Genomic DNA, 19154 nt, shown 5'->3' on the forward strand with positions numbered 1-19154 from the left:
CTTCAGACTGTCTGCATCATTGGCAGTAATTTTTCAACATCTGAATGGGGACGTGGTATCACATGTGAAGCGACAAGTTCTCCAGTTCGCTGTACAGCTTCTGCACCAACATCAATTGCTGCTTTAACAGCGCCGACTTCTCCCCTGATCACGATTGTTACAAGTCCTGAACCAATCTTTTCACTGCCTACTATTTCAACATTTGCTGCTTTTAACATCGCATCAGCTGCTTCAATCGCTGCTGTCAGTCCTCTTGTTTCAATCATTCCTATTGAGTGACTCATGTAAATTCCTCCCTGATCTTTTCTTTATTTTTTTGGTAACAGCTGCATAAGTTCTTCGTGGGGCCTTGGAATGACATGTACCGCTACAAGCTCTCCAACACGTTCTGCTGCTTCAGCTCCTACTTCTGTTGCAGCTTTTACTGCACCAACGTCACCCTGAATCATGACTGATACAAGCCCTGAGCCAATTTTTTCACTGCCTGTTACTTTGACATTCGCTGCTTTAAGCATTGCATCCGTTGCTTCAATCGCTGCTGTGAACCCTCTTGTTTCAATAATTCCGATCGATTCATTCATTTTCTGTTTCCTCCATGTTCTTCTTAGTTTTTTTCGTTGCTAGATATTTCATGATTTCATCAGCCGGACTCGAGATAAGGATTGCAGACTTTATATGATTTTGGCTGTCACCTTGTTCTGCAAAAAACAGGGCTTCCTTCACACTCGAGACAGAACCTGCAATCACAAGTGTGACTAATCTGCCGCCAAGATATTTTTCACTGCTGATAAGCCTGATATCAGCTGCTTTACAAACCATATCTACGAGCCGGAGCGCTGTTGTATAAAAGGTCGTTTCAATCAGACCGATTGCTTCTGGCTTATCCATCTGATCCCTCCTTCGTCTGATTAGTAACATTCAGAAAACCTTCGTAAGGTCTTGCTATCACATTGGCAGTCAGTAATGATGATTCAGCTGACTCAATGCCTGCTTCAATAGCCGCCTGAACTGATGCCAGGTCTCCCTCAATCATGATTGTGACAAGGCCTGAGCCAATCCTCTCCATATGACTGATCGTAATATAAGCGGTTTTAATCATGATATCAGCACATTTCAAAGCAGCTGCATACCCTGTTACTTCCAGAAAACCGTAAGATTGCTTCAATCATTTTCACCCCTCTTATACCGGTCTTTTATTTTTCACTTTTCCAGCCATCAATAGCGGCTCAATTTCCGGTGAATAGCTGGGGATCATTTTCACGTGTATATCCTTTTCATCTAGATAATTCAGTGCTTCTCTTTTTGCCTGATTGAGTGCTTCCTGTACTTGAGAGATGTCTCCGGAAAATTTCACCTGGATTACCACCGGGATTTTTGCAGCGTCACCCTCGACAGGATTATTACAGTCAATTCCCTTTATCTCTATCTCTGCATGTTTGCATGCTGTATCCATCGCTTTCATCGCAACACTGAAGCCAAGCACTTCAATCATCCCTAAAGAACTCCCCACCTCTGATCACCTGCCTATCATCCTATTATTCTAAATCCGCCTTCAGCCAGCACACATCGTCTTTTTCGTGTAAAAGATCTCGCTGAGGTTACGCCTTCACCTGTAGGACCTGCTATTGTCATGGTGGTGTGACCTTCTCCCCCAAAACCCACTCCAGCAAGTGAAGATGCATTTTTAACGAATATAGTGGTTTCAATCGCCCGGGCAAAAGCTGTCATACGGTCGACGTTTGTAGAGTGAATAACTGCCGTATGTCTGTTACCTTTTTCAGCAGCTACTGCCCACTCGACGGCTTCTTCGAACGACTGTGTTTTCACAATTGGCAGTACAGGCATCATTTGCTCAAGGACGACAAATGGATGATCCGGGTCAGTTTCACAAATTAGAAGCTTGATATTCTCTTTATTGATACCTGCAGCACGCGCTATAGCAGCTGCACTCTGACCAATCCATTCTTTTTTCACATGATATTTTTTAGATGGTTTGCCTGTACATCCTCCTGCAACAGGAGAACTGGAATCTTCAGTCAGAACGAGTGACATGACCCGGCTGAGTTCCTCGTTGTTCAGCATATAAGCTCCCTGATCAAGCATCTGGTAAATCAGTTCATTTGCTGCTTCTTCTAATACAAATACTTCTTTTTCAGCGATGCAAAGAAGGTTGTGATCAAAGGAAGCGCCAAGAATAATTGATTTCGCTGCGTTCACTAAGTCCGCTGTTTCATCAACAATGACAGGAGGATTTCCAGCTCCGGCACCGATTGCTTTTTTCCCTGACTGAAGGAGTGATTTTACCAGCCCCGGGCCGCCTGTGCCGACAAGCAACCTGATATCCGGATGTGCTGCAAGTTCATTCAGCGTGTCAAGTGTTGGGTCAGCAACCATTGTTATCAGATCTGCCGGACCGCCAGCCTGTACAATGGACTGATGCAATTCCCTGATTAGATAACTGCAGACTTTTTTTGAAGAAGGATGGACGTTAAAAACGACTGTATTACCCGCTGCGAGCATAGAAAGACTGTTATTGATAATTGTCGTAGTGGGATTCGTCACTGGCGTTACAGCTCCAATTACGCCAAAGGGTGCTTCTTCAATGATTGTCAGCCCGTCATCTCCTGACATCGCTTCTGTTTTAAGATCTTCAATTCCCGGAGTTTTTTTACACACTAATTCATGCTTTTGAATTTTATCTTCATAACAGCCAATGCCGGTTTCCTCAACTGCCATTTTAGAGAGTGTGTCTTTAGAAGACAGTACCGTTTGTTTAATGGCATTCAACACAGTCACACGGTCATTCATTGTAAAATGTTTCACGTATTTTTTTTGTGCTGCTGCAGATCGGCTGACTGCTTCATCAACAGTTGTATAAATCCCTTCGCCTGAAGACCTATAAGTGTGTTCTTTGAATACCGGCTTGTTTGTTACCGCTTTCATTTTTACCGGCGCAACCGGTGTTGCTGATTGAGATCCGGTTGCCGGAGCAGAATGCTTATGTCCAAGTTCACTTTCTACCTGAGTAACAACAGATTTAATAATTTGCTGTAGGGTTTCTTCGGATATTGACATCATCCTGCTCCTTTCAATTCTGATATTTTTTCAATACTTCTTTTGTTACTAGACTGACGATTGACTGAATATCAATGTCAGTTTTTTCTTCTTTTACAGGTGTTTCACATGGAGGTGTACCGCCGGATGTAATTCCAATTTTCTGTCTGATATTAATCAGATCTGACACCTGTCCGCAATCCAGTTCATTTGTGCGGTGAATGATGTGGTTAGAATACATCGTCATTAATGCATAATGCTCCAGGGATTCCATTCTGTAATGTGCTTCAATCAGATCTTTGCCCCATGTAAGTGCTCCATGATTTGCAAGCAGGACGGCATTATGCGTTTTACAATATGGCGCAATAGATTCCGGCACTTCTTCTGTACCGGGTGTCGCATAAGGTGCAACCGGCACTGTACCGAGAAGCACTACAGCTTCCGGAGAAATCGGTTTATCAAGGTCAATTCCCGCAATTGCAAACGAAGTGGCAACCGGTGGATGTGCATGCACTACAGCATTTACATCCGGGTTCTCTTTATACACACGCAAATGCATCTTTACTTCTGATGATGGTTTGTATTTACCTTGAATGACGGTGCCATCCATTTTCATTTTGACCATCATATCCGGCCGCATAAAACCTTTACTGACACCGGTTGGCGTTGTCCATATTGTATCCGGACCCACTTTTACTGAAATATTACCATCATTAGCAGCAACAAAGTTCTTCTGGTAAATTCTGCTTCCTATATCACAAATCATTTTTTTCGCTTCAAAGTCTGAATAATACTTGGATTGCTTCATATGCAATCCTCCTTCCAATACACAGTTCTTGCATTAATCTTCTTACTTTTTGTTGTTTTTGTCAATATTTATTTGGTTTTATGTTGTTTTAGTTGATTTGGTGTGTGTTTTTTTGTTTTTAATTTAGAAAATATGGTATAATATGATCATCAAGCAGTTATAACAAAGGAGAAAAAACAATGCTTCCTATTGAACGTAAAAACAGAATTAAAGATTTGATTGTTGAAAAGAAAAGCATTACGGTGGCTGAACTGACTAAACAGTATAAAGTGACAGAAGAGACGATCAGGCGTGATCTGAAGCAGCTTGAAGATGACGGTGTTCTTACGCGCACATACGGCGGTGCCTATATATCAGAAGGTGTGCAAAATGATGTAGACATTAATCTCCGTGAATATATTCATGTTGATGGGAAAAAGAAAATCGCACGTAAATGCTTATCATTTATACACAATGGAGACTCCATTTTTCTGGATGCTTCAACCACTTCACTGATGATCGCCTCTATGATTAAAGAATTGAAACTGACTGTTGTAACTAATTCTATTAAGGTAGTGAATATGTTAAAAGATCAGCCTACGATTAATTTAATTATTATCGGCGGAACGTTCGCTTCTTCCTCACAGTCTAATCTTGGACGTAATGCAGAAGCGAATATGCAAAACTATTTCTTCGATACAGCTTTTATTTCATGCAGATCAGTCAGTATGGATCACGGCATTACAGATTCCAACGAACTTCAGGCAGGCGTCAGATACGTTGCTACTAAGCAGGCTAACAAGGTTTTTCTCATTGCTGACTACACAAAGTTCGATAAAACTTCTTTCACAAAAATATGTAACTTCGATCAGATTAATGCAGTGATCGTTGATGATACACTATCAGACGACTGGCATACTTTTTTTAAAGAGCTTAACATCTCGCTTCATGAGGCTTAAATGTATGGTAAAAGGCAGGGAAAGTATCTGACCTCCTTATGGAGAACGGGTACATTCCCTGCCCTTTTAAATCAAACCCCTCAGTCAAACAGCTTTTTCAAACTATCCTGATAGTCCGGATAAGCAATCCCTTTTTCAGTAATAATTGCAGTAATTAAACTGTGGTCTGTCACATCAAATGCAGGATTATAGACGTTAACCTCTTCAGGCGCCATTCTTTCGCTGTACCACTTTGCAGTAACTTCTTCTGCACCCCGGTTTTCAATTTCAATATCATCACCATTTTTACAGTTCAAATCAATTGTAGATAAAGGAGCGCATACATAAAACGGGATGTTGTAATGTTTCGCCAAAATCGCCACACCCGATGTGCCAATTTTATTAGCGGTATCTCCATTTTGCGCAACTCTGTCACAACCGACGAGAACAGCCTGAACTTTTCCTTCTTTCATTACAATAGAAGCCATGTTGTCACAGATCAGCGTGACGTCCACACCTGCCTGTTCGAGTTCCCATGCTGTCAAGCGGGCACCCTGCAGCAATGGCCTTGTTTCATCAGCATACACTTTAAAGTTATAGTCCTGTTCAGTCCCCAGGTAAATTGGTGCCAGTGCAGTACCATACTTAGCTGTTGCAATGGTACCTGCATTACAGTGTGTGAGAATCCCCATTTCAGGTTTTAAAAGAGTTAATGCGTGCTCACCGATTGTTTTACATACTTCTTCGTCTTCATCCCTGATAGCATGAGCTTCCTCGAGAAGGGCATTTTTTAGTGCTTCTACATCTTTATTTCTTTCTGTTTCTTCTTTTAATCTTCTTTCCATCCGGTCAAGTGCCCAAAACAGGTTAACTGCTGTAGGACGTGAGGTTGCCAGATAGTCCTTTGCTTTTTTAAAGTCCTGATAAAATTCATCCACGTTCTCTGCTGCAGAGGATTTAGCAGCAAGATAGACACCATACGCAGCAGCAATGCCAATAGCAGGTGCACCGCGTACTTTCAATTCAAAGATCGCTTCCCAGATCTCCTCCTGAGTGGTTAAATCCAGAAATTCAGTTTTACCAGGCAAGACTGTCTGATCCAGCAGAACAAGTGTATTAAGGTTATCTTCAAGTTTTACAGACTGTATCACATTGATCGCCATTATTTCCTCCTGTTAATCTTTAATAATTGCATCACTTATTACTTTAAAAAACGCAGTCCCATCACTGTAGGATTCTCTATTCATAATAAATGTTTTACCGGCTGTCAGACAGGCTTTTTCAGCCGCTGCTCTATCTTCTTCCTCACTAATAGAAGTCAGATCTTTCACATGGGCAAGGCCAATGGTTCTCCTTATCAATTCACACCCGGCTACTGCTGCTGTGTCTCTTAAGATATTCTGCAAATAATATTCCATATACCCTTCATAAGCTGCCGTCTGATCAGAAGCATGCTGTTGCCACGCTTTTTCGAATTTTGATTTAAAGAGATCGATTACATCAATAATCGCCTGCTCTATAAAATGCAAAAAATCTTCTCTACTCTGCTGATCTTTCATTGTGACAGCACCATTCATGTAAGCAAAAGTAAGGTTGGCAATGACATTCCCAACGTCATAGCCAGCCGGTCCATAAAAGGCAAATTCCGGATCAATCACTTTTGTTGCATCTTTTTTAATGAAAATAGAGCCTGTATGCAAGTCTCCGTGAATCAATGACTGAGCATTTGTCATAAATTCAAACTTCAGCTTTGCTGTTTCAAGCTTGAGCTTTTCATCACCCCAGATTTCTTTCTCTACAAAATGTTGTAAGGCTGGAAACACGTCATTTCTTAGTGAAGGAAAAAAAGGCTCTGTAAATACCAGATCCTCCGTGATCTCACAAAGATCAGGATTAATAAAATCTTTCACAAGCGCCTTCTTATCCTTATGATTCATTACAACGTCAGAAGTCATCAGCAGCGTGTTTACCATGAATGTTGTAATATGGTCAGCAAATTGCGGAAATGTTTCCTTTTTCAGCAGGGCATCGCGCATAATCGTGTAATCCGATAAGTCTTCCATCGACATACAATTCATGACAGGGTCATAATGATAGACTTCCGGTACAAACCCTTCAGCAAGCTTCCCTTGTATTCTAAGAATCTCACTTTCAATTCTATTTCTATCAGGAGAAACTTTAAACTCATTTGAGATCCTTGCAACCGGGCCTGCCTGCTTAAGAATGACTGATTTACCACTACTGCCTTTCACACGAAAAACATAATTCAGGTTCCCATCACCAATTTCTTTACAGCTCAATTGCTCATTGCTATCAAAGAAATCCATTTCGGTTTTCACATACCTCACAACATCTTCTTCTGACATTGTAAAATATTCACTTTTAAAATCCACTGCAGCCATTATGCGTAACCCCTTTCACTTATTTCAGTTTGTAATATGTCAGCGCAAGCGCAAGTGCGAGAACGGTACCTTTGACGATATCCATTGCATAATATGGTACAGACATCATAACCAAGCCATTTGCCAATATACCGATCAGTACTGCTCCCACAAACGTACCAATCGCGTTCGGTTTTCCAGCACCCAGTACTGCAAAGCCGATAAATGCTGCTGCTACAGCATCCATCAGATAAGGTCCGCCGGCGTTGATCTCGGCTGTCATGACTCTTGAAGCCAGAACCATTCCTCCGATTGCGGCAAAAATTGCTGAAAGCAGATAGGCAAGGACTTTATACTTATTAACCGGAATCCCTGATAATCTCGCAGCCTCTTTGTTTCCGCCAATCACATACATATATCGTCCATGCTTTGTATATGTAAGAAAAATATGAACGACAATGACCGCGACAAACATAATGATAATGATCCACGGAATTTGTCCGAGCTTTTCAAAAAATGGAGAAATCTGACCTTCAGCATATGTGCCATCAGACATAATCATATTCTCAGAAATTGTTGCTCCTCTTGTATAAGTAAGTGCTACACCCTGAATGATGAACATAGTCGCCAGTGTCATCAGTAAATCCGGAATTCTCACCTTTACGATCATAAAAGCATTAAGCGCACCAACTGCAAGTGCAGCCATCAGTCCCGCTCCAATTGCAATAAAAGTCGGCTGCTGATACCAGACAAACATCGAAATCACCACAGCATTGGCTAATGAAGCAACCGATCCGACGGACAAATCAAATCCGTCTACAGAAAGTGAGAGTGTGATACCAACACCAATAATGGTGACAATTGAAATAGATCTTAATATATTAATCAGATTACTGGTTTGCAGAAAATTCTGATTCATTACCGCGAAAAATATAACCAATAAAACAATTAAAATCAGTGTTCCATACTTATACATAAAGTCAAAAAAATCAAACCCGGTACCATGTTTCTTAGCTGTGTCCGTATTTGAGGTACTCATGCTAATTCCCTCCTGTTGAATAAAGCAGTAATTTCTCTTCGTCCGTATTTTTTTTCATAACTTCCTTTACAATCCGCCCATCATACATCACATAAATCCGATCACTGATTCCCATAATTTCAGAAAGCTCACTGGATGCATAAATAACAGATTTTCCGCGCTCGGCAAGTGCCGTGATCAGCGTGAAAATATCTTTTTTTGCGCCAACGTCTACTCCTTTTGTAGGTTCATCAAAGATGTATACATCAGCATCAGCTACAAGCCATTTGCCTATGGCAATCTTTTGCTGGTTACCTCCTGAAAGATTTTCAACAATCGTCTGTTCTGAAGGTGTTTTAACCCCAAGACTCTTAATCATTTCCTTCGCTTTGTCTGATTCCTTTCGAAAATCCAGAAAGCTGAATACTTTCAGGAAATTGTTCAGACTGGCAGCAGAAAAGTTGGTTACCACCGTTTCATGTACCAGAACGCCTTCTTTTCTCCGCTCCTCAGGTACAAGCGCAAATCCATTTTTTACAGCTGCGTGGGGCGTGCGGTTTCTTACTTTTTTACCTTTTATCGTGATATCTCCGGTCACTTTTGGCGATACGCCGAATAACGCCTTACAAAACTCCGTCTTCCCGGCGCCAACAAGACCTGCAATGCCCACAATTTCACCGGTATGAACCTTCATCGAAACTTCATCAATTTTCCCATTATCATTCAGCTTGTGCGTTTCCAGCAAAACTTCCCCGATCTGCGATGTATTGGGAGGAAACTGTTCATCAAGCTTTTGACCAAGCATCTGCTCAATGACGCTGTTAATCGTAGTGTCAGGAATATTTTCTTTACTGACGAATTGACCGTTCCTCATCACTGTAATTTCATCACAAATTTCGAACAACTCAGTCAATCTGTGCGAGATAAAAATAATGCCTACATTCCTGCTTCTTAAGTCTCTGACGATTCTGAACAGCTCTTCTGTCTCATGAATACTAAGTGGAGCAGTCGGTTCATCTAAGATCAGATACTTACAATCTCTCGAAATGGCTCTTGCAATTAACACCATCTGCTTTTCTGAAAGTGTAAGCTCACTTACAAGCTTTTTAGGCGGCACATGTACATTGATACTTTTTAATACCTTTTCTGCTTCATCATATATATGGTTCCAGTTCACAAACTGTTTTTTCCCCAGATCGCTGACCGTTTCATTTAACATAATATTTTCAGCTACACTCAAATATGGGATAAGTGCAGTATCTACTTCCTGGTACACAATCTGGATACCAAGTTCCTGCGCATCCTTTGGTGATCTGATATTGACCTTCTGACCATCTATTAAAATCTCACCTGTATAATGGTTATAGGCCCCGCAAAGAACCTTCATCAGGGTTGACTTCCCCGCTCCGTTTGCTCCAATCAATGCATGGGAGCTCCCGGTTTCAGTTGTAAAGTCCACTTGATCCAACGCCTTAACACCCGGGAATTCAATTGAGATTTCTCTCATTTCGAGAACCGTTTTCCCCATCACTATCACCTCTTTTAAAAAGGGGAGATTGGCATCTCCCCTTCTGGTAACTTATTCGTTATGATCTTTTAACGTCTGCATCCAGTCTTCCATGAATGCATCTGTTTCTCCCCAACCAGGAACTAAATCCTGAAGGCTTTCCATATTAACCGGTTCACCGCTTGCCTGAAGTTCTTCCTGAGAAATCAATGACGCTTCAAGGTCATATGTATCAGGCGTTTCTTCACCAGCCAGTTTCTTTGCAAGTATTCTCATATTAACTGCACCGATTAACTTTGGATCAACTGCTGCTGTATATGCCCAAGAGCTGTTCTCTTCCTGCATAATCTGCAGATCAGCATTTGATACATCAATTCCATAAATCTTGATTTCATCACGGCCAGCCTCTTTAACTGCACGTGCTGCACCAATTGCAAATGCATCCCATGTCGCAAAAATCGCATCAATTTCACCTTCTGGATGTGCGTTCAGCATTGCAGATACTGCATTCTGAGTCTGCACAGTTGTATCTTCAGCGGCAACACCAAAGCGGTCAACTTCGTTCAAACCAGTATATTGATCAAGGTATTCAGTATAAATATTGTTACGTCGTACCATTGGAGGGAATCCATCCACCCAAAGATATACAATGTTAGCCTCTTCGTTAAAATCTTCAACAAGCTGATCAAGCGCAAGTGTTGCAAGTGCTTCATCATCCTGAGATGTCATTGTTACACCATCTACGTCCTCAAGGTCAGCAATTGAATCAAATGTAACTACTTCAATTCCTTTTTCTCTTGCTTCCTTTATTGCATCTAGCGTCGCTGCATCATCACCGTGAGAAATAATTAATCCATCTACATTTTCATCAATTGCCTGAGCAATCGCATCAAGGAAACGTGCTGAATCACCGTTTGCTGTAAATACATCTACATCAAATCCAAGTGACTGCCCTTCTCCGCTGGCACCAGCAAGAAACTGAGCCGTGTGATCATCTCCGCCAATCTTGCGGATCACGCGGATTTTTTTCGTTTCATCCGTTAATCCCTCAGGTACACCTTCAAGATCAGCTGCATTTGCATTACCGCCATCCTCAGAACCTTCATCAGCCTCATCATTTCCACACCCTGCGACAAATGCAAACATCAAAACAAACATTAGCAACAAAATACTTCTGAATAACCCCTTCTTCATGCAATAGCCCCCTTTTGTCTTTAATTAAAACGCTTACATTTCTAACTATTAAAAAAATAATACCACCTATACTTGTTTTATACAATATTTATTTTGTATTTTATTTATTTTGTGTGGATTTGTGTTGTTTATGTTGAACTTGATCATAATATCACAAATGTTTTATGTTTGTTTTGAGGTGTTGTAACTTTTCTTTTTTTATCATGTGCTCTTTTTGTTTTCCGCACAAAAATTTGGAAATCTGCTAAACTGATTGAAATAGTACTTACCAAAACAGCAACTTAAGCGTTCTATGCAAGAGCCATTGCTTTGCAGGAAAGGATCACCATGACAAAAAAATACCTTCTCTATAATATCTTCGGACTGCCTTTTCACTTTGTTATTTTTCCTGGTCTCGCTATACATGTTCTAATGTTTGCAGACCCTGACACATGGTTTCAGACTATTCTTTTTCCATTCGGCCTTTATTTTCTTGTCTCAGCTGTGCCAAGTGTGATTTGTTTTTTTGTTGAGTTTAGAGAAGAAAACAACCTGAAACATTTCGTTCAGACTGCTTTAGTTATTTATGTATTTTATTTTGTGATGGTGACATTAATTGTGTATGTATACTTTTTGATATTTTGAAGACCCGGTACAGTCCCAGGTCTTCATGCTCTATTTTGGATGTGGGGACGGAGTGCTCTGGTATCAGGATTTTTATTATCTTGTAGCCTTTGATGAGGCAAAACAAAAAAATCATTAATTACCGCATTGACAGGATGAGGGATGTACAAATTTCAGTAGAGGATTTCCTGAAGGGTCAATATTTTAACCTGCAAGAATATAAGTCAAAACTGTTTCATATGTTTGCCGGAGAACCAGAGATCATTGAAATTGAATTTGATCAATGTAGTTATCGATTATTTCGGGTTGAAAGCTGACATAAAACCTGTCAGCGACAGTCGATTTCGGCTGATTACTAAAGAGGTATACAGTGATGGACTAGTGAGATGGCTGTTGACGTGGGGAAGCGATGCCAAAGTACTGTATCCTGAAAAACTTGTAAAACGGATGGCAGATGAAACTGAGAAAATGTTTCATCAATATCATACTCCGTTTGATCAAAAACGATAAGACGGAGTATTAGCCTATATTGTTAATTTGTAGACATCTTATAAATGGAGGCGTTTAACATGACATTACTCTATGCTGAAGAACTGAAGAAAATGTACGAAGTTAAGGCACACTTTTATATCAGACAGGATGACCCATCGAAGCAATTAATGCGCAGTGAAGCTGTCATTCATGCTAAAAATGCTTCATTTGATGAACCTGACGCGGTGATTGTGATGGCGAATCCAGGAAGTTGTTTTGCAGCGGATGAGGCAGATATCCCACAATCTCCTGATGCTGATGGTGCTAAACGATTCGTACGGGCAAAACCTGACCAGACTCAGTATCAGTTAATGAACCTGATGCACCGGATGAATTGGAAAGCGCTGCGGATTATTAATCTGTCTGACTTCTGCACAGGAAATTATAAAGAATTTAAAGCGATGCTTAAGGCTGCAGACAATGATTCACATTCTATTTTTTCAAGCGGGCGAACTAATGAGTTAGAAAAAGCGATTCAAAACCGTACAGTTGTGATTGGGTGGGGTCAGGATTCTGCAATCAGATCATTTGCAGAGCAGGCGTTGACTGTTATTCAGAAGGATCACTATGGATTAACATTTGAAAAACACCCATATTATAGACATCCAAAACCACAACTTAAAACAGATAAGATTCATTGGCTTGATAATATGACGGCCCAGTTAAACAGTTCATATGCATGAAAAGCGTGCGGTCCGACATCGTGTGAACCCCGCTGCTGAACTGAATTCTGTATTGAACTTATACTTTAAATATAATGAGATGTCGGCATGGTAGCCGTTATGATTGTAGCAGCAGTCGCAATTTTCTATTTCAGAATGGCTCAAAAACCACCGGTGCATCCTGATAACGAGTTAATTGGCACTTCAAAAATAATAGACGGCATCGAATACTTTAATATTGGAGACCTATATGATTGTGATAATTGGATTAAAGTCGGTCCAGTTTTTTGAATGTGAATGAAGACCCGGATGGAATCCCAACATATTCAATCAGCAATTACAAAAAAGAAAACTGCAGCTATTACATTAAATGTAGGGATGAAGAGGCGGCTTTTGAGTGGATCGAAAAGTTTGAAAAAGTATAGCAGGGACGGAGTTGAAACTCCAAATAGAGTGTCAACTCCGTCCCCAATTTCGCTCTACCTCAAAACCCTCTCCAAAAACACCGCATACTGCGCCCTCGTCACCGGATCATTTGGTCTGAATTGACCGTTCGATCCTGTCGTAACACCATTATGGTAAAGAATCTTTATATATTCTGCTGCCCAGTGATCTGAAGGAATATCTTCAAATCCAGGATCAGTTTTCCCTTCCAGCCCAAAGCTGAGAACGAGGATCTTCGCCATCTGTGCTCTCGTAAGTGCTGCTTCCGGTTTAAAATCAGGTGTTTTAGTGAATATACCTGCCTGCTGCATACTCATAATTTCCTCATAGTACAGATATGATTGCGGCACATCCTGATAGGCTGCTGAGCTCTGAACTACTGGTAAATCAATCACCCTCGAAAGCAGCAGTGCCACGTGACTCCGCTTGATTGATTGTTCAGGACGGAATGTGCTGTCAATGTATCCTTTGATGATCCCTTTGTTCACTAATGACATGATCTGTTCACTCGCCCAGTAATCACTGGACACATCATTAAACTCTGTCGAAAATACATCATTAATCGACCCTTCAGCACTGAGCTCCTCCACGATGATTGGTACAGATACGCTTATTCCTTTATAAGTTAACATCAGCACAGTGCTGCCTGATTGCTGGAATAGTATCACTCCATCTTGGATCGCTGCAATAGAAGGATCCTCTATTTCCGCATTCAACTCTTCAAGACTTACATATTCAAACTGATCTTTTGAAATATAATAGCGTAACTCGGGCAAAAAAGTATCTCCTGGCTGCCCCTGAATAAGAGAATCCGTTCTCAACTCCCCTTTAACGCGAATTGGAATGTTAATCTCACTTCCCATGAACGTTACGGTGAGGTTATACTCTCCTGCTCGAACCAGTGAGATACTCCCATCCGGATTTATCACCAGACTCTGATCATCACTTAACAACCATTTTCCTTCATCCGAATCCAATACTCTGGATTCACCAACTGCCGTCTTCACCATCACCTGTGGCAGCAGATCCTCACCAATCGTCCCGCTTAACGAACTCTCCGCACTTAATACAGGTAAAACTGTCACCAATATCCGGCGAGTTTTATCCTGATAAGTCACAGTCACTTCCGTCTCTCCAGCCTGCTTAAAATAAACCTCGCCGTCCGTAACTTCAGCGATCCTGCTATTCAAAGATCGCCATACTGCTTCATCATTTCTGGCAAGGTCAAGTACTTCTCCATTTTCTAAAAGGGCTGTTGCATTCACTTTCTGCTTTTCTCCTACTAACCCTTGAACTGCTTCAGGAGCTTCAATGACCTTCACCTGATCAGGCGCTGTAAGTCCGGTCAGCATTTGAAGCTGCAAAAGACCCTCTCCGTAATAAATATCCCGGCCCGGTGAACCAAGGTCAACTGCCGCCTCAAGCAATTGTTCTTTTATCCACTGAGAATCGGCAGCAGGATATTTCTCCATTAATAAGGCTGCGGCACCTGTTACATAAGGCGCGGCCATCGAAGTGCCGCTCATTCTGACATAACGCTCATTCAGATAAGTGCTGCCAATATCTGTTCCAGGCGCAACCAGATCCACCGCTGTGCCAACGGATGAAAAACTGGCATAGTTCCGATTTCGGTCCACTGCCCCGACCGCAATAGTTTCAGGATAGGCAGCAGGATACGAAACCTTATGACCTGACTTTTGACCATTGTTACCTGAAGAAGCGATCATCAGAACACCTTCTGCCTCAGCCTGCTCAATCGCTCTTCGTGCAGCTGAAGAATCATATTCTGATCCAAGACTCATATTCACAATGTCCATCTCATTTTTGACAGCCCAGTCCAGCGCAGCAATCATACTCGAAAGCGTCCCTGTTCCGGTATGATCAAAAGCTTTCAATGCATAAATGTCTGCACCGGATGCGATTCCTTTGATCCCAATTTGGTTATCAAGCGCTGAGGCAATTCCCGTCACATGAGTTCCATGACCGTTATCATCACGATAGGAAGTTGTATAACTTACAAAAGATGCCCCACCGGCAATTCTCAAATCATTATGCGCCGCAATACCTGAATCAATGATACCGATTTTAACTCCATGCCCTGTCAGATCAGACTCCCACAGCGAGGGGGCCTGAATTAAGAGCGGTCCCCACTCCACAAATTGTTCGTCCAGTGAAATCTCAATATTTCTTTCTATATGATGAATCAGTTCAGATTGACGAAGTGTCTCATAAGCTGAAACAGAAAGCCTTGCTTCTGCCAGATTAAAATTTTCATAATAAGCAATCATCTCGCCGCCAGCTTCCTGAATCAGCTCTTTCCCATTATTATTCTCAAACTCAATCAAGAATTCGCCTTCAAGCGTTTTCCCAGACACTTCAATTTCATTGAATATGAAAGGAATGAGCAGTAACAAGAATGAACATATATATTTCAATAATGATTCCTCCAATTTTAAAATCTAAGATGTTAATCTTTATATCGGAAAATCATGTACATAATTAAATGGATTAAAACACTGGGAACACTGGGGACGGAGTTGGCACTCCACTGCGCAAAACGGGGACAGAGTGTATACTCCGTCCCCAAATATTAAACCGCCTTCTCCTGATAACTCTTCACAAAATCGCCTACATCCAAAATTCTTGGTCTCGATTTCAAAACCACATCAATATACGGATCCATTTTGTCAGATATATATTGTTCACGATCATTCGCTGCATACATTAGCTTCAGTTCTTTTGGCAGAGCCTTACCGTCAAAAATTTTGCCGGCGATAAAGTTCAGTTCCTCCCTGTCCAGATTTAATTCTTCAATGTTTTCTACAAAGAGTTTCTTCATGTCATCTAGCGTTGCAATTGCATCGTCTTCAATCATACTGTCGAGTGCTTTTTTGGAAGCTTTTCCTCCGATGACGCCCCCTATAACACCTCCAATAAACGTTCCGACTACAGGTATAACTGAGCCTACAGTAGCCCCAAGTGCGGCTCCTCCGACACTGGCCCCGGCGGTTCCAATATTTTTAAATAGCTGAGATTTTGAGATCCTCCCATTAATCACATCGTAGATACTGCCTGACGACATGACCGCTGTTGTTACTGCCATCGTTACCATATTACCTCTAAATACTTTTGATAAATGATTAAGTGCGGCTGCACCATGAATCGATTTCTGTGATGCAGTACGTAAAAAAGTATTCACAATTTGAGCTGAAGTTTTACTGCCAAGCACGTTTTTCACAACATAATCAGTTGCAGGCCGCATTGATTTTTCTAAAGCTGTACGCCCAATCTGCTGGGTCAGCACATGCTGAACAACATGTCTTCCGAATACTGATGACCCTTCTTTAACAGCCTGGCCCAAGGCTTCGTCAGCATTCTCACCTTTCCAGATTGCCGAAGCAAATGAAATGGTTGCAGAAACACCAAAAGTTTTAAGTCCTGTAACTGCGCCTTTGGATGCGTCAAAACTAATTCCTTCAATTGTTCCCGCTTTTGCTATGCGCTGTGCTGTTTTATAACTGATATTGCCTTTCCGGACAATTTGAGCGGCCTGTTCGGGATCAGTAATGCCCAGATTTTTCATGTCTCCGCGCGTGATACGATCCTTCATAGACTTAAGCGCCTGCTCATACTGATCTTTCGGCACTTCAATTTGCATCGGTTTTCCATCAGCCACATATTTGAACTGGTCATCAGAAAAACAATCTTTAATACTTTTTCCGCCCGTTGACCAGTATTTTGTCTGTATGAGTTCACCATTTACAATCCGGTCTGCTCCATTTTTGGCATTATCGCTGCCTAATAGCTCCGCTTTTTTCAGTGTAGCCTTATCGATCAGATCATTCGCCATTTCAGCCGCTATACCGTGCCCTCTTGTTCCAAGCATGCGGACGTTTTCAGCATAACTCTTCCCTGCTTCATACATGCTGGTGCCCAGCACACCTGTATTAATGTATGACGCATCCAGATAATCAACTGCAGGCATTTCATAAGGCTTCTTTTCAGGTTCAATTCCACTTACTACTAAATTGACGTAATAGACGGTATTCAGACAGGCGATATATTTACGGATCGCAATCTCGTCACCAATGAGCATTGCCTCTCTTAATCCATTTTTCAAATGAAGGATTAACTCTGCCTGTATCGCACGCTGCTCTAAATAACCCAGCCTCCACCCCTTTTTCTGGGGAGACCAGTCATATTTAGTTCGCAAATCGATCGCACTAAGCTGATATTTCAGTTCATCACGGGCCGTGTCAAAGTATTGATGCTCATAAACCATAGCATCCATCGTTTCCAGCAGGGTATCAACGTATGTCGTTCGCGAATCGTCACTCACCTGATCAACCGGAATACTGATCGTAGGCAATGTAAAATGCCTCGTTGCTTTTAAAACAAGATGTACTTTCCTATTCTCAAGTTCAGCTATTTTTCGTGCCCGATAGTCTGTCAGCGATTCATCTGTGTCATAGAGCCCCAGTGAGTATCTGTACCTCAGTGCGATCTCATACTTCATAAGCCTTGCTGAGATTTGCTTGAGATCAAGAAAGGTCCCCTCCAACTCCATTCTATAGCTCTCCATTAGCTCATAAAGTACCTTAGTATCATACTTCAGCATTAATAATTCCAGACTATGCTGCTCATTATTCAATCCAGCCTTTACTTCATGCCCATCCAGCATAAAAGTCAGGTCATCATAAAATTCCTGAAAAGCACTACCTTCTAAAGTTTCCTTATCAAAATCCTCCTGATCATAAGCCAACTTATCCAGTTCTAATCTTGTTTTTAAATCAAGTGTATGTATCGGAAAATGGTTCATTTCAATCCACCTTTTATAGTTCTTTAATCTCAATACTAATATACTATAAAAATAGCAGAGATAGATAAAAAATGTAAATTTGAAATGAGTGAAAATTAGAGACAGAGTTGCAGCTCCATTCAAAGTGCCAACCCCGTCCCCAACTTCAAATTTTACCTAAAAATTATATCGAACCTCTTCATCAGTTCCAGTATTCATATCCTTTATTTTATATTTACCACTCTTCACCTCGTCTTCCCCAAGCACCACCACATACCGCATCCCTTCTCTATTCGCCCGGTCCATCGCCTTACCTATCTTCTTTTTTCCAAATTCCACTTCAACCCTCAATCCATCCCTCCTCATTGTTTTGGCAAGCTTCAACGAAATCGAAAAAGCTTCTGCAGTCATTTCAGAAGCTGCAAGAAATGTACTGAAATCAGTGACAGACCTTGATCAGCGGACAGCCAGCATGGTTGAATCTACTGCCAGAATAACTGCAATGATCGAACATTCTTCTGCAGAATCACAGTCCATCGCGGCTGCATCAGAAGAACAGAGTGCCTCGATGGAAGAAATTGCAGCGAGTTCTGCTGCGCTTTCTCAGATGGCTGAGGAATTGAGTGGGATTGTTGGGGAGTTTAAAGTATCATAATTGATCAAGACCCGGGCTGATGCGCCCCGGTCTTCGTTTCTTACCCCCGCAATCGCTCCACAGCCCCCTTCTTCCACTTCTTCACCGCGCTCACACTCACCATATGCCGCTCCGCAATCTCACCAACGGTCATATCATCAATAAACGTATGCCAGAACCACTTTCTCTGATGCGCGGTTAGCTTTTCTGCATACGGCGCGAGCATATCAATCTCTAATAGTCTGTCTTCTGTGATGTCCATATTCATCTGCCAGTACTCATCAGATTTCACCGTTTCCCGCTCCAGCAGCTTATTCTGTTTTCTCATCAGATCAAGCATCCCGCCGCGTATATACTGATAAGCAAATGGCGCAAACTCTCCGTTCTCTTCATCAAATTTCTCTGATGCTTTCCACAGCGCAATCCGCCCTTCCTGCAAATAAAGATCGTGATCACGGGTAATGTGCAGCTTCTTCATCATATGAAAAATCATTGGCTCAAACTGTTCGTACTGCTGTTCAAATGTCATCTTCTTTTTCTCCAATATGGAGACGCGTCTGCCGGTTATTCCCTGGGTTACGTGTAGTGTATAAAAGAATGATC

22 protein-coding genes are annotated in these 19154 nt (G+C 41.6%); 6 read left to right on the forward strand and 16 right to left on the reverse strand.

From position 1 onward, the window contains the following. Nucleotides 1-2 precede the first annotated feature (2 nt). Genes KP77_RS13905 through KP77_RS13935 form a run of 7 tightly spaced genes read right to left on the reverse strand, consistent with a single transcriptional unit; the run spans nt 3 to nt 3862 of the window. Entirely contained in the window at nt 3-284 is a 282-nt protein-coding gene (locus KP77_RS13905) for a BMC domain-containing protein (RefSeq protein WP_041123317.1), read from the reverse strand. A 24-nt stretch (nt 285-308) separates the two neighbouring features. Beyond that, nucleotides 309-581, reverse strand: a complete 273-nt coding sequence (locus KP77_RS13910) for a BMC domain-containing protein (RefSeq protein ID WP_041123318.1) — start codon at nt 579-581, stop codon at nt 309-311. Next, nucleotides 574-888 carry a BMC domain-containing protein gene (locus KP77_RS13915; RefSeq protein ID WP_052474259.1) on the reverse strand — a complete coding sequence of 105 codons (315 nt, stop codon included), beginning with the start codon at nt 886-888 and terminating at the stop codon, nt 574-576. The genes KP77_RS13910 and KP77_RS13915 overlap by 8 nt, the downstream gene beginning before the upstream one ends. Further along, complete coding sequence (locus KP77_RS13920; protein WP_041123319.1) at nt 881-1165, reverse strand: BMC domain-containing protein; 285 nt, start codon at nt 1163-1165, stop codon at nt 881-883. The genes KP77_RS13915 and KP77_RS13920 overlap by 8 nt, the downstream gene beginning before the upstream one ends. Before the next feature lie 15 nt (nt 1166-1180). After that, nucleotides 1181-1510, reverse strand: a complete 330-nt coding sequence (locus tag KP77_RS13925) for a BMC domain-containing protein (protein ID WP_152614740.1) — start codon at nt 1508-1510, stop codon at nt 1181-1183. Nucleotides 1511-1527: 17 nt separating this feature from the next. Then, on the reverse strand, nt 1528-3075 hold the full coding sequence (locus tag KP77_RS13930) for an aldehyde dehydrogenase family protein (RefSeq protein WP_041123321.1): 1548 nt from the start codon (nt 3073-3075) through the stop codon (nt 1528-1530). Nucleotides 3076-3088: 13 nt separating this feature from the next. Then, complete coding sequence (locus KP77_RS13935) at nt 3089-3862, reverse strand: class II aldolase/adducin family protein (protein ID WP_041123322.1); 774 nt, start codon at nt 3860-3862, stop codon at nt 3089-3091. 179 nt (nt 3863-4041) lie between these two features. Here KP77_RS13935 and KP77_RS13940 point away from each other — a divergent pair, with 179 nt between their 5' ends. Then, entirely contained in the window at nt 4042-4800 is a 759-nt protein-coding gene (locus KP77_RS13940) for a DeoR/GlpR family DNA-binding transcription regulator (RefSeq protein WP_041123323.1), read from the forward strand. 80 nt (nt 4801-4880) lie between these two features. Here KP77_RS13940 and mtnA read toward each other — a convergent pair whose 3' ends face one another. The 5 genes from mtnA to KP77_RS13965 are packed head-to-tail and all read right to left on the reverse strand — an operon-like array spanning nt 4881 to nt 10879. Beyond that, nucleotides 4881-5942, reverse strand: a complete 1062-nt coding sequence (gene mtnA / locus KP77_RS13945; RefSeq protein ID WP_041123324.1) for an S-methyl-5-thioribose-1-phosphate isomerase — start codon at nt 5940-5942, stop codon at nt 4881-4883. A gap of 12 nt (nt 5943-5954) precedes the next feature. Further along, nucleotides 5955-7181 (reverse strand): S-methyl-5-thioribose kinase, encoded by a 1227-nt coding sequence (gene mtnK / locus KP77_RS13950; RefSeq protein WP_041123325.1) that lies wholly within the window; start codon nt 7179-7181, stop codon nt 5955-5957. A 19-nt stretch (nt 7182-7200) separates the two neighbouring features. Beyond that, complete coding sequence (locus KP77_RS13955; RefSeq protein ID WP_041123326.1) at nt 7201-8199, reverse strand: ABC transporter permease; 999 nt, start codon at nt 8197-8199, stop codon at nt 7201-7203. Nucleotide 8200: 1 nt separating this feature from the next. Beyond that, a complete protein-coding gene (locus tag KP77_RS13960) occupies nt 8201-9706 on the reverse strand; it encodes a sugar ABC transporter ATP-binding protein (protein ID WP_041123327.1) in 1506 nt (501 codons plus the stop codon). A gap of 51 nt (nt 9707-9757) precedes the next feature. Continuing rightward, on the reverse strand, nt 9758-10879 hold the full coding sequence (locus tag KP77_RS13965; RefSeq protein WP_041123328.1) for a sugar ABC transporter substrate-binding protein: 1122 nt from the start codon (nt 10877-10879) through the stop codon (nt 9758-9760). Nucleotides 10880-11206: 327 nt separating this feature from the next. Between KP77_RS13965 and KP77_RS13970 the strand changes: the two genes are divergently transcribed. From KP77_RS13970 to KP77_RS13985, 4 genes are all read left to right on the forward strand, one after another. Further along, nucleotides 11207-11503 carry a hypothetical protein gene (locus tag KP77_RS13970; RefSeq protein ID WP_041123329.1) on the forward strand — a complete coding sequence of 99 codons (297 nt, stop codon included), beginning with the start codon at nt 11207-11209 and terminating at the stop codon, nt 11501-11503. 243 nt (nt 11504-11746) lie between these two features. Beyond that, nucleotides 11747-11992, forward strand: a complete 246-nt coding sequence (locus tag KP77_RS17650; RefSeq protein ID WP_052474261.1) for a WCX domain-containing protein — start codon at nt 11747-11749, stop codon at nt 11990-11992. Nucleotides 11993-12051: 59 nt separating this feature from the next. Further along, nucleotides 12052-12696 (forward strand): DUF1643 domain-containing protein, encoded by a 645-nt coding sequence (locus KP77_RS13980; RefSeq protein ID WP_041123330.1) that lies wholly within the window; start codon nt 12052-12054, stop codon nt 12694-12696. 87 nt (nt 12697-12783) lie between these two features. Next, nucleotides 12784-12966, forward strand: coding sequence for a hypothetical protein (locus tag KP77_RS13985; RefSeq protein ID WP_041123331.1), 183 nt, complete (start codon nt 12784-12786; stop codon nt 12964-12966). 188 nt (nt 12967-13154) lie between these two features. Here KP77_RS13985 and KP77_RS17655 read toward each other — a convergent pair whose 3' ends face one another. The 3 genes from KP77_RS17655 to KP77_RS17880 form a co-directional block, all read right to left on the reverse strand. Further along, the gene (locus KP77_RS17655; RefSeq protein WP_052474263.1) at nt 13155-15554 is read right to left on the reverse strand and encodes a S8 family peptidase; all 2400 of its coding nucleotides are present in this window, start codon (nt 15552-15554) and stop codon (nt 13155-13157) included. A 155-nt stretch (nt 15555-15709) separates the two neighbouring features. Then, on the reverse strand, nt 15710-17938 hold the full coding sequence (locus tag KP77_RS17660) for a hypothetical protein (protein WP_052474266.1): 2229 nt from the start codon (nt 17936-17938) through the stop codon (nt 15710-15712). A 156-nt stretch (nt 17939-18094) separates the two neighbouring features. Beyond that, nucleotides 18095-18328, reverse strand: coding sequence for a His/Gly/Thr/Pro-type tRNA ligase C-terminal domain-containing protein (locus tag KP77_RS17880; RefSeq protein ID WP_084218719.1), 234 nt, complete (start codon nt 18326-18328; stop codon nt 18095-18097). Between the two features lie 61 nt (nt 18329-18389). Here KP77_RS17880 and KP77_RS17885 point away from each other — a divergent pair, with 61 nt between their 5' ends. Then, complete coding sequence (locus tag KP77_RS17885; protein WP_084218720.1) at nt 18390-18572, forward strand: hypothetical protein; 183 nt, start codon at nt 18390-18392, stop codon at nt 18570-18572. Between the two features lie 40 nt (nt 18573-18612). Here KP77_RS17885 and KP77_RS14010 read toward each other — a convergent pair whose 3' ends face one another. Next, nucleotides 18613-19080, reverse strand: coding sequence for a sigma-70 family RNA polymerase sigma factor (locus tag KP77_RS14010; RefSeq protein WP_041123332.1), 468 nt, complete (start codon nt 19078-19080; stop codon nt 18613-18615). Nucleotides 19081-19154: the final 74 nt, after the last annotated feature.

It is taken from the genome of Jeotgalibacillus alimentarius, from assembly GCF_000829445.1.
Taxonomy (GTDB): Bacteria; Bacillota; Bacilli; order Bacillales; family Jeotgalibacillaceae; genus Jeotgalibacillus; species Jeotgalibacillus alimentarius.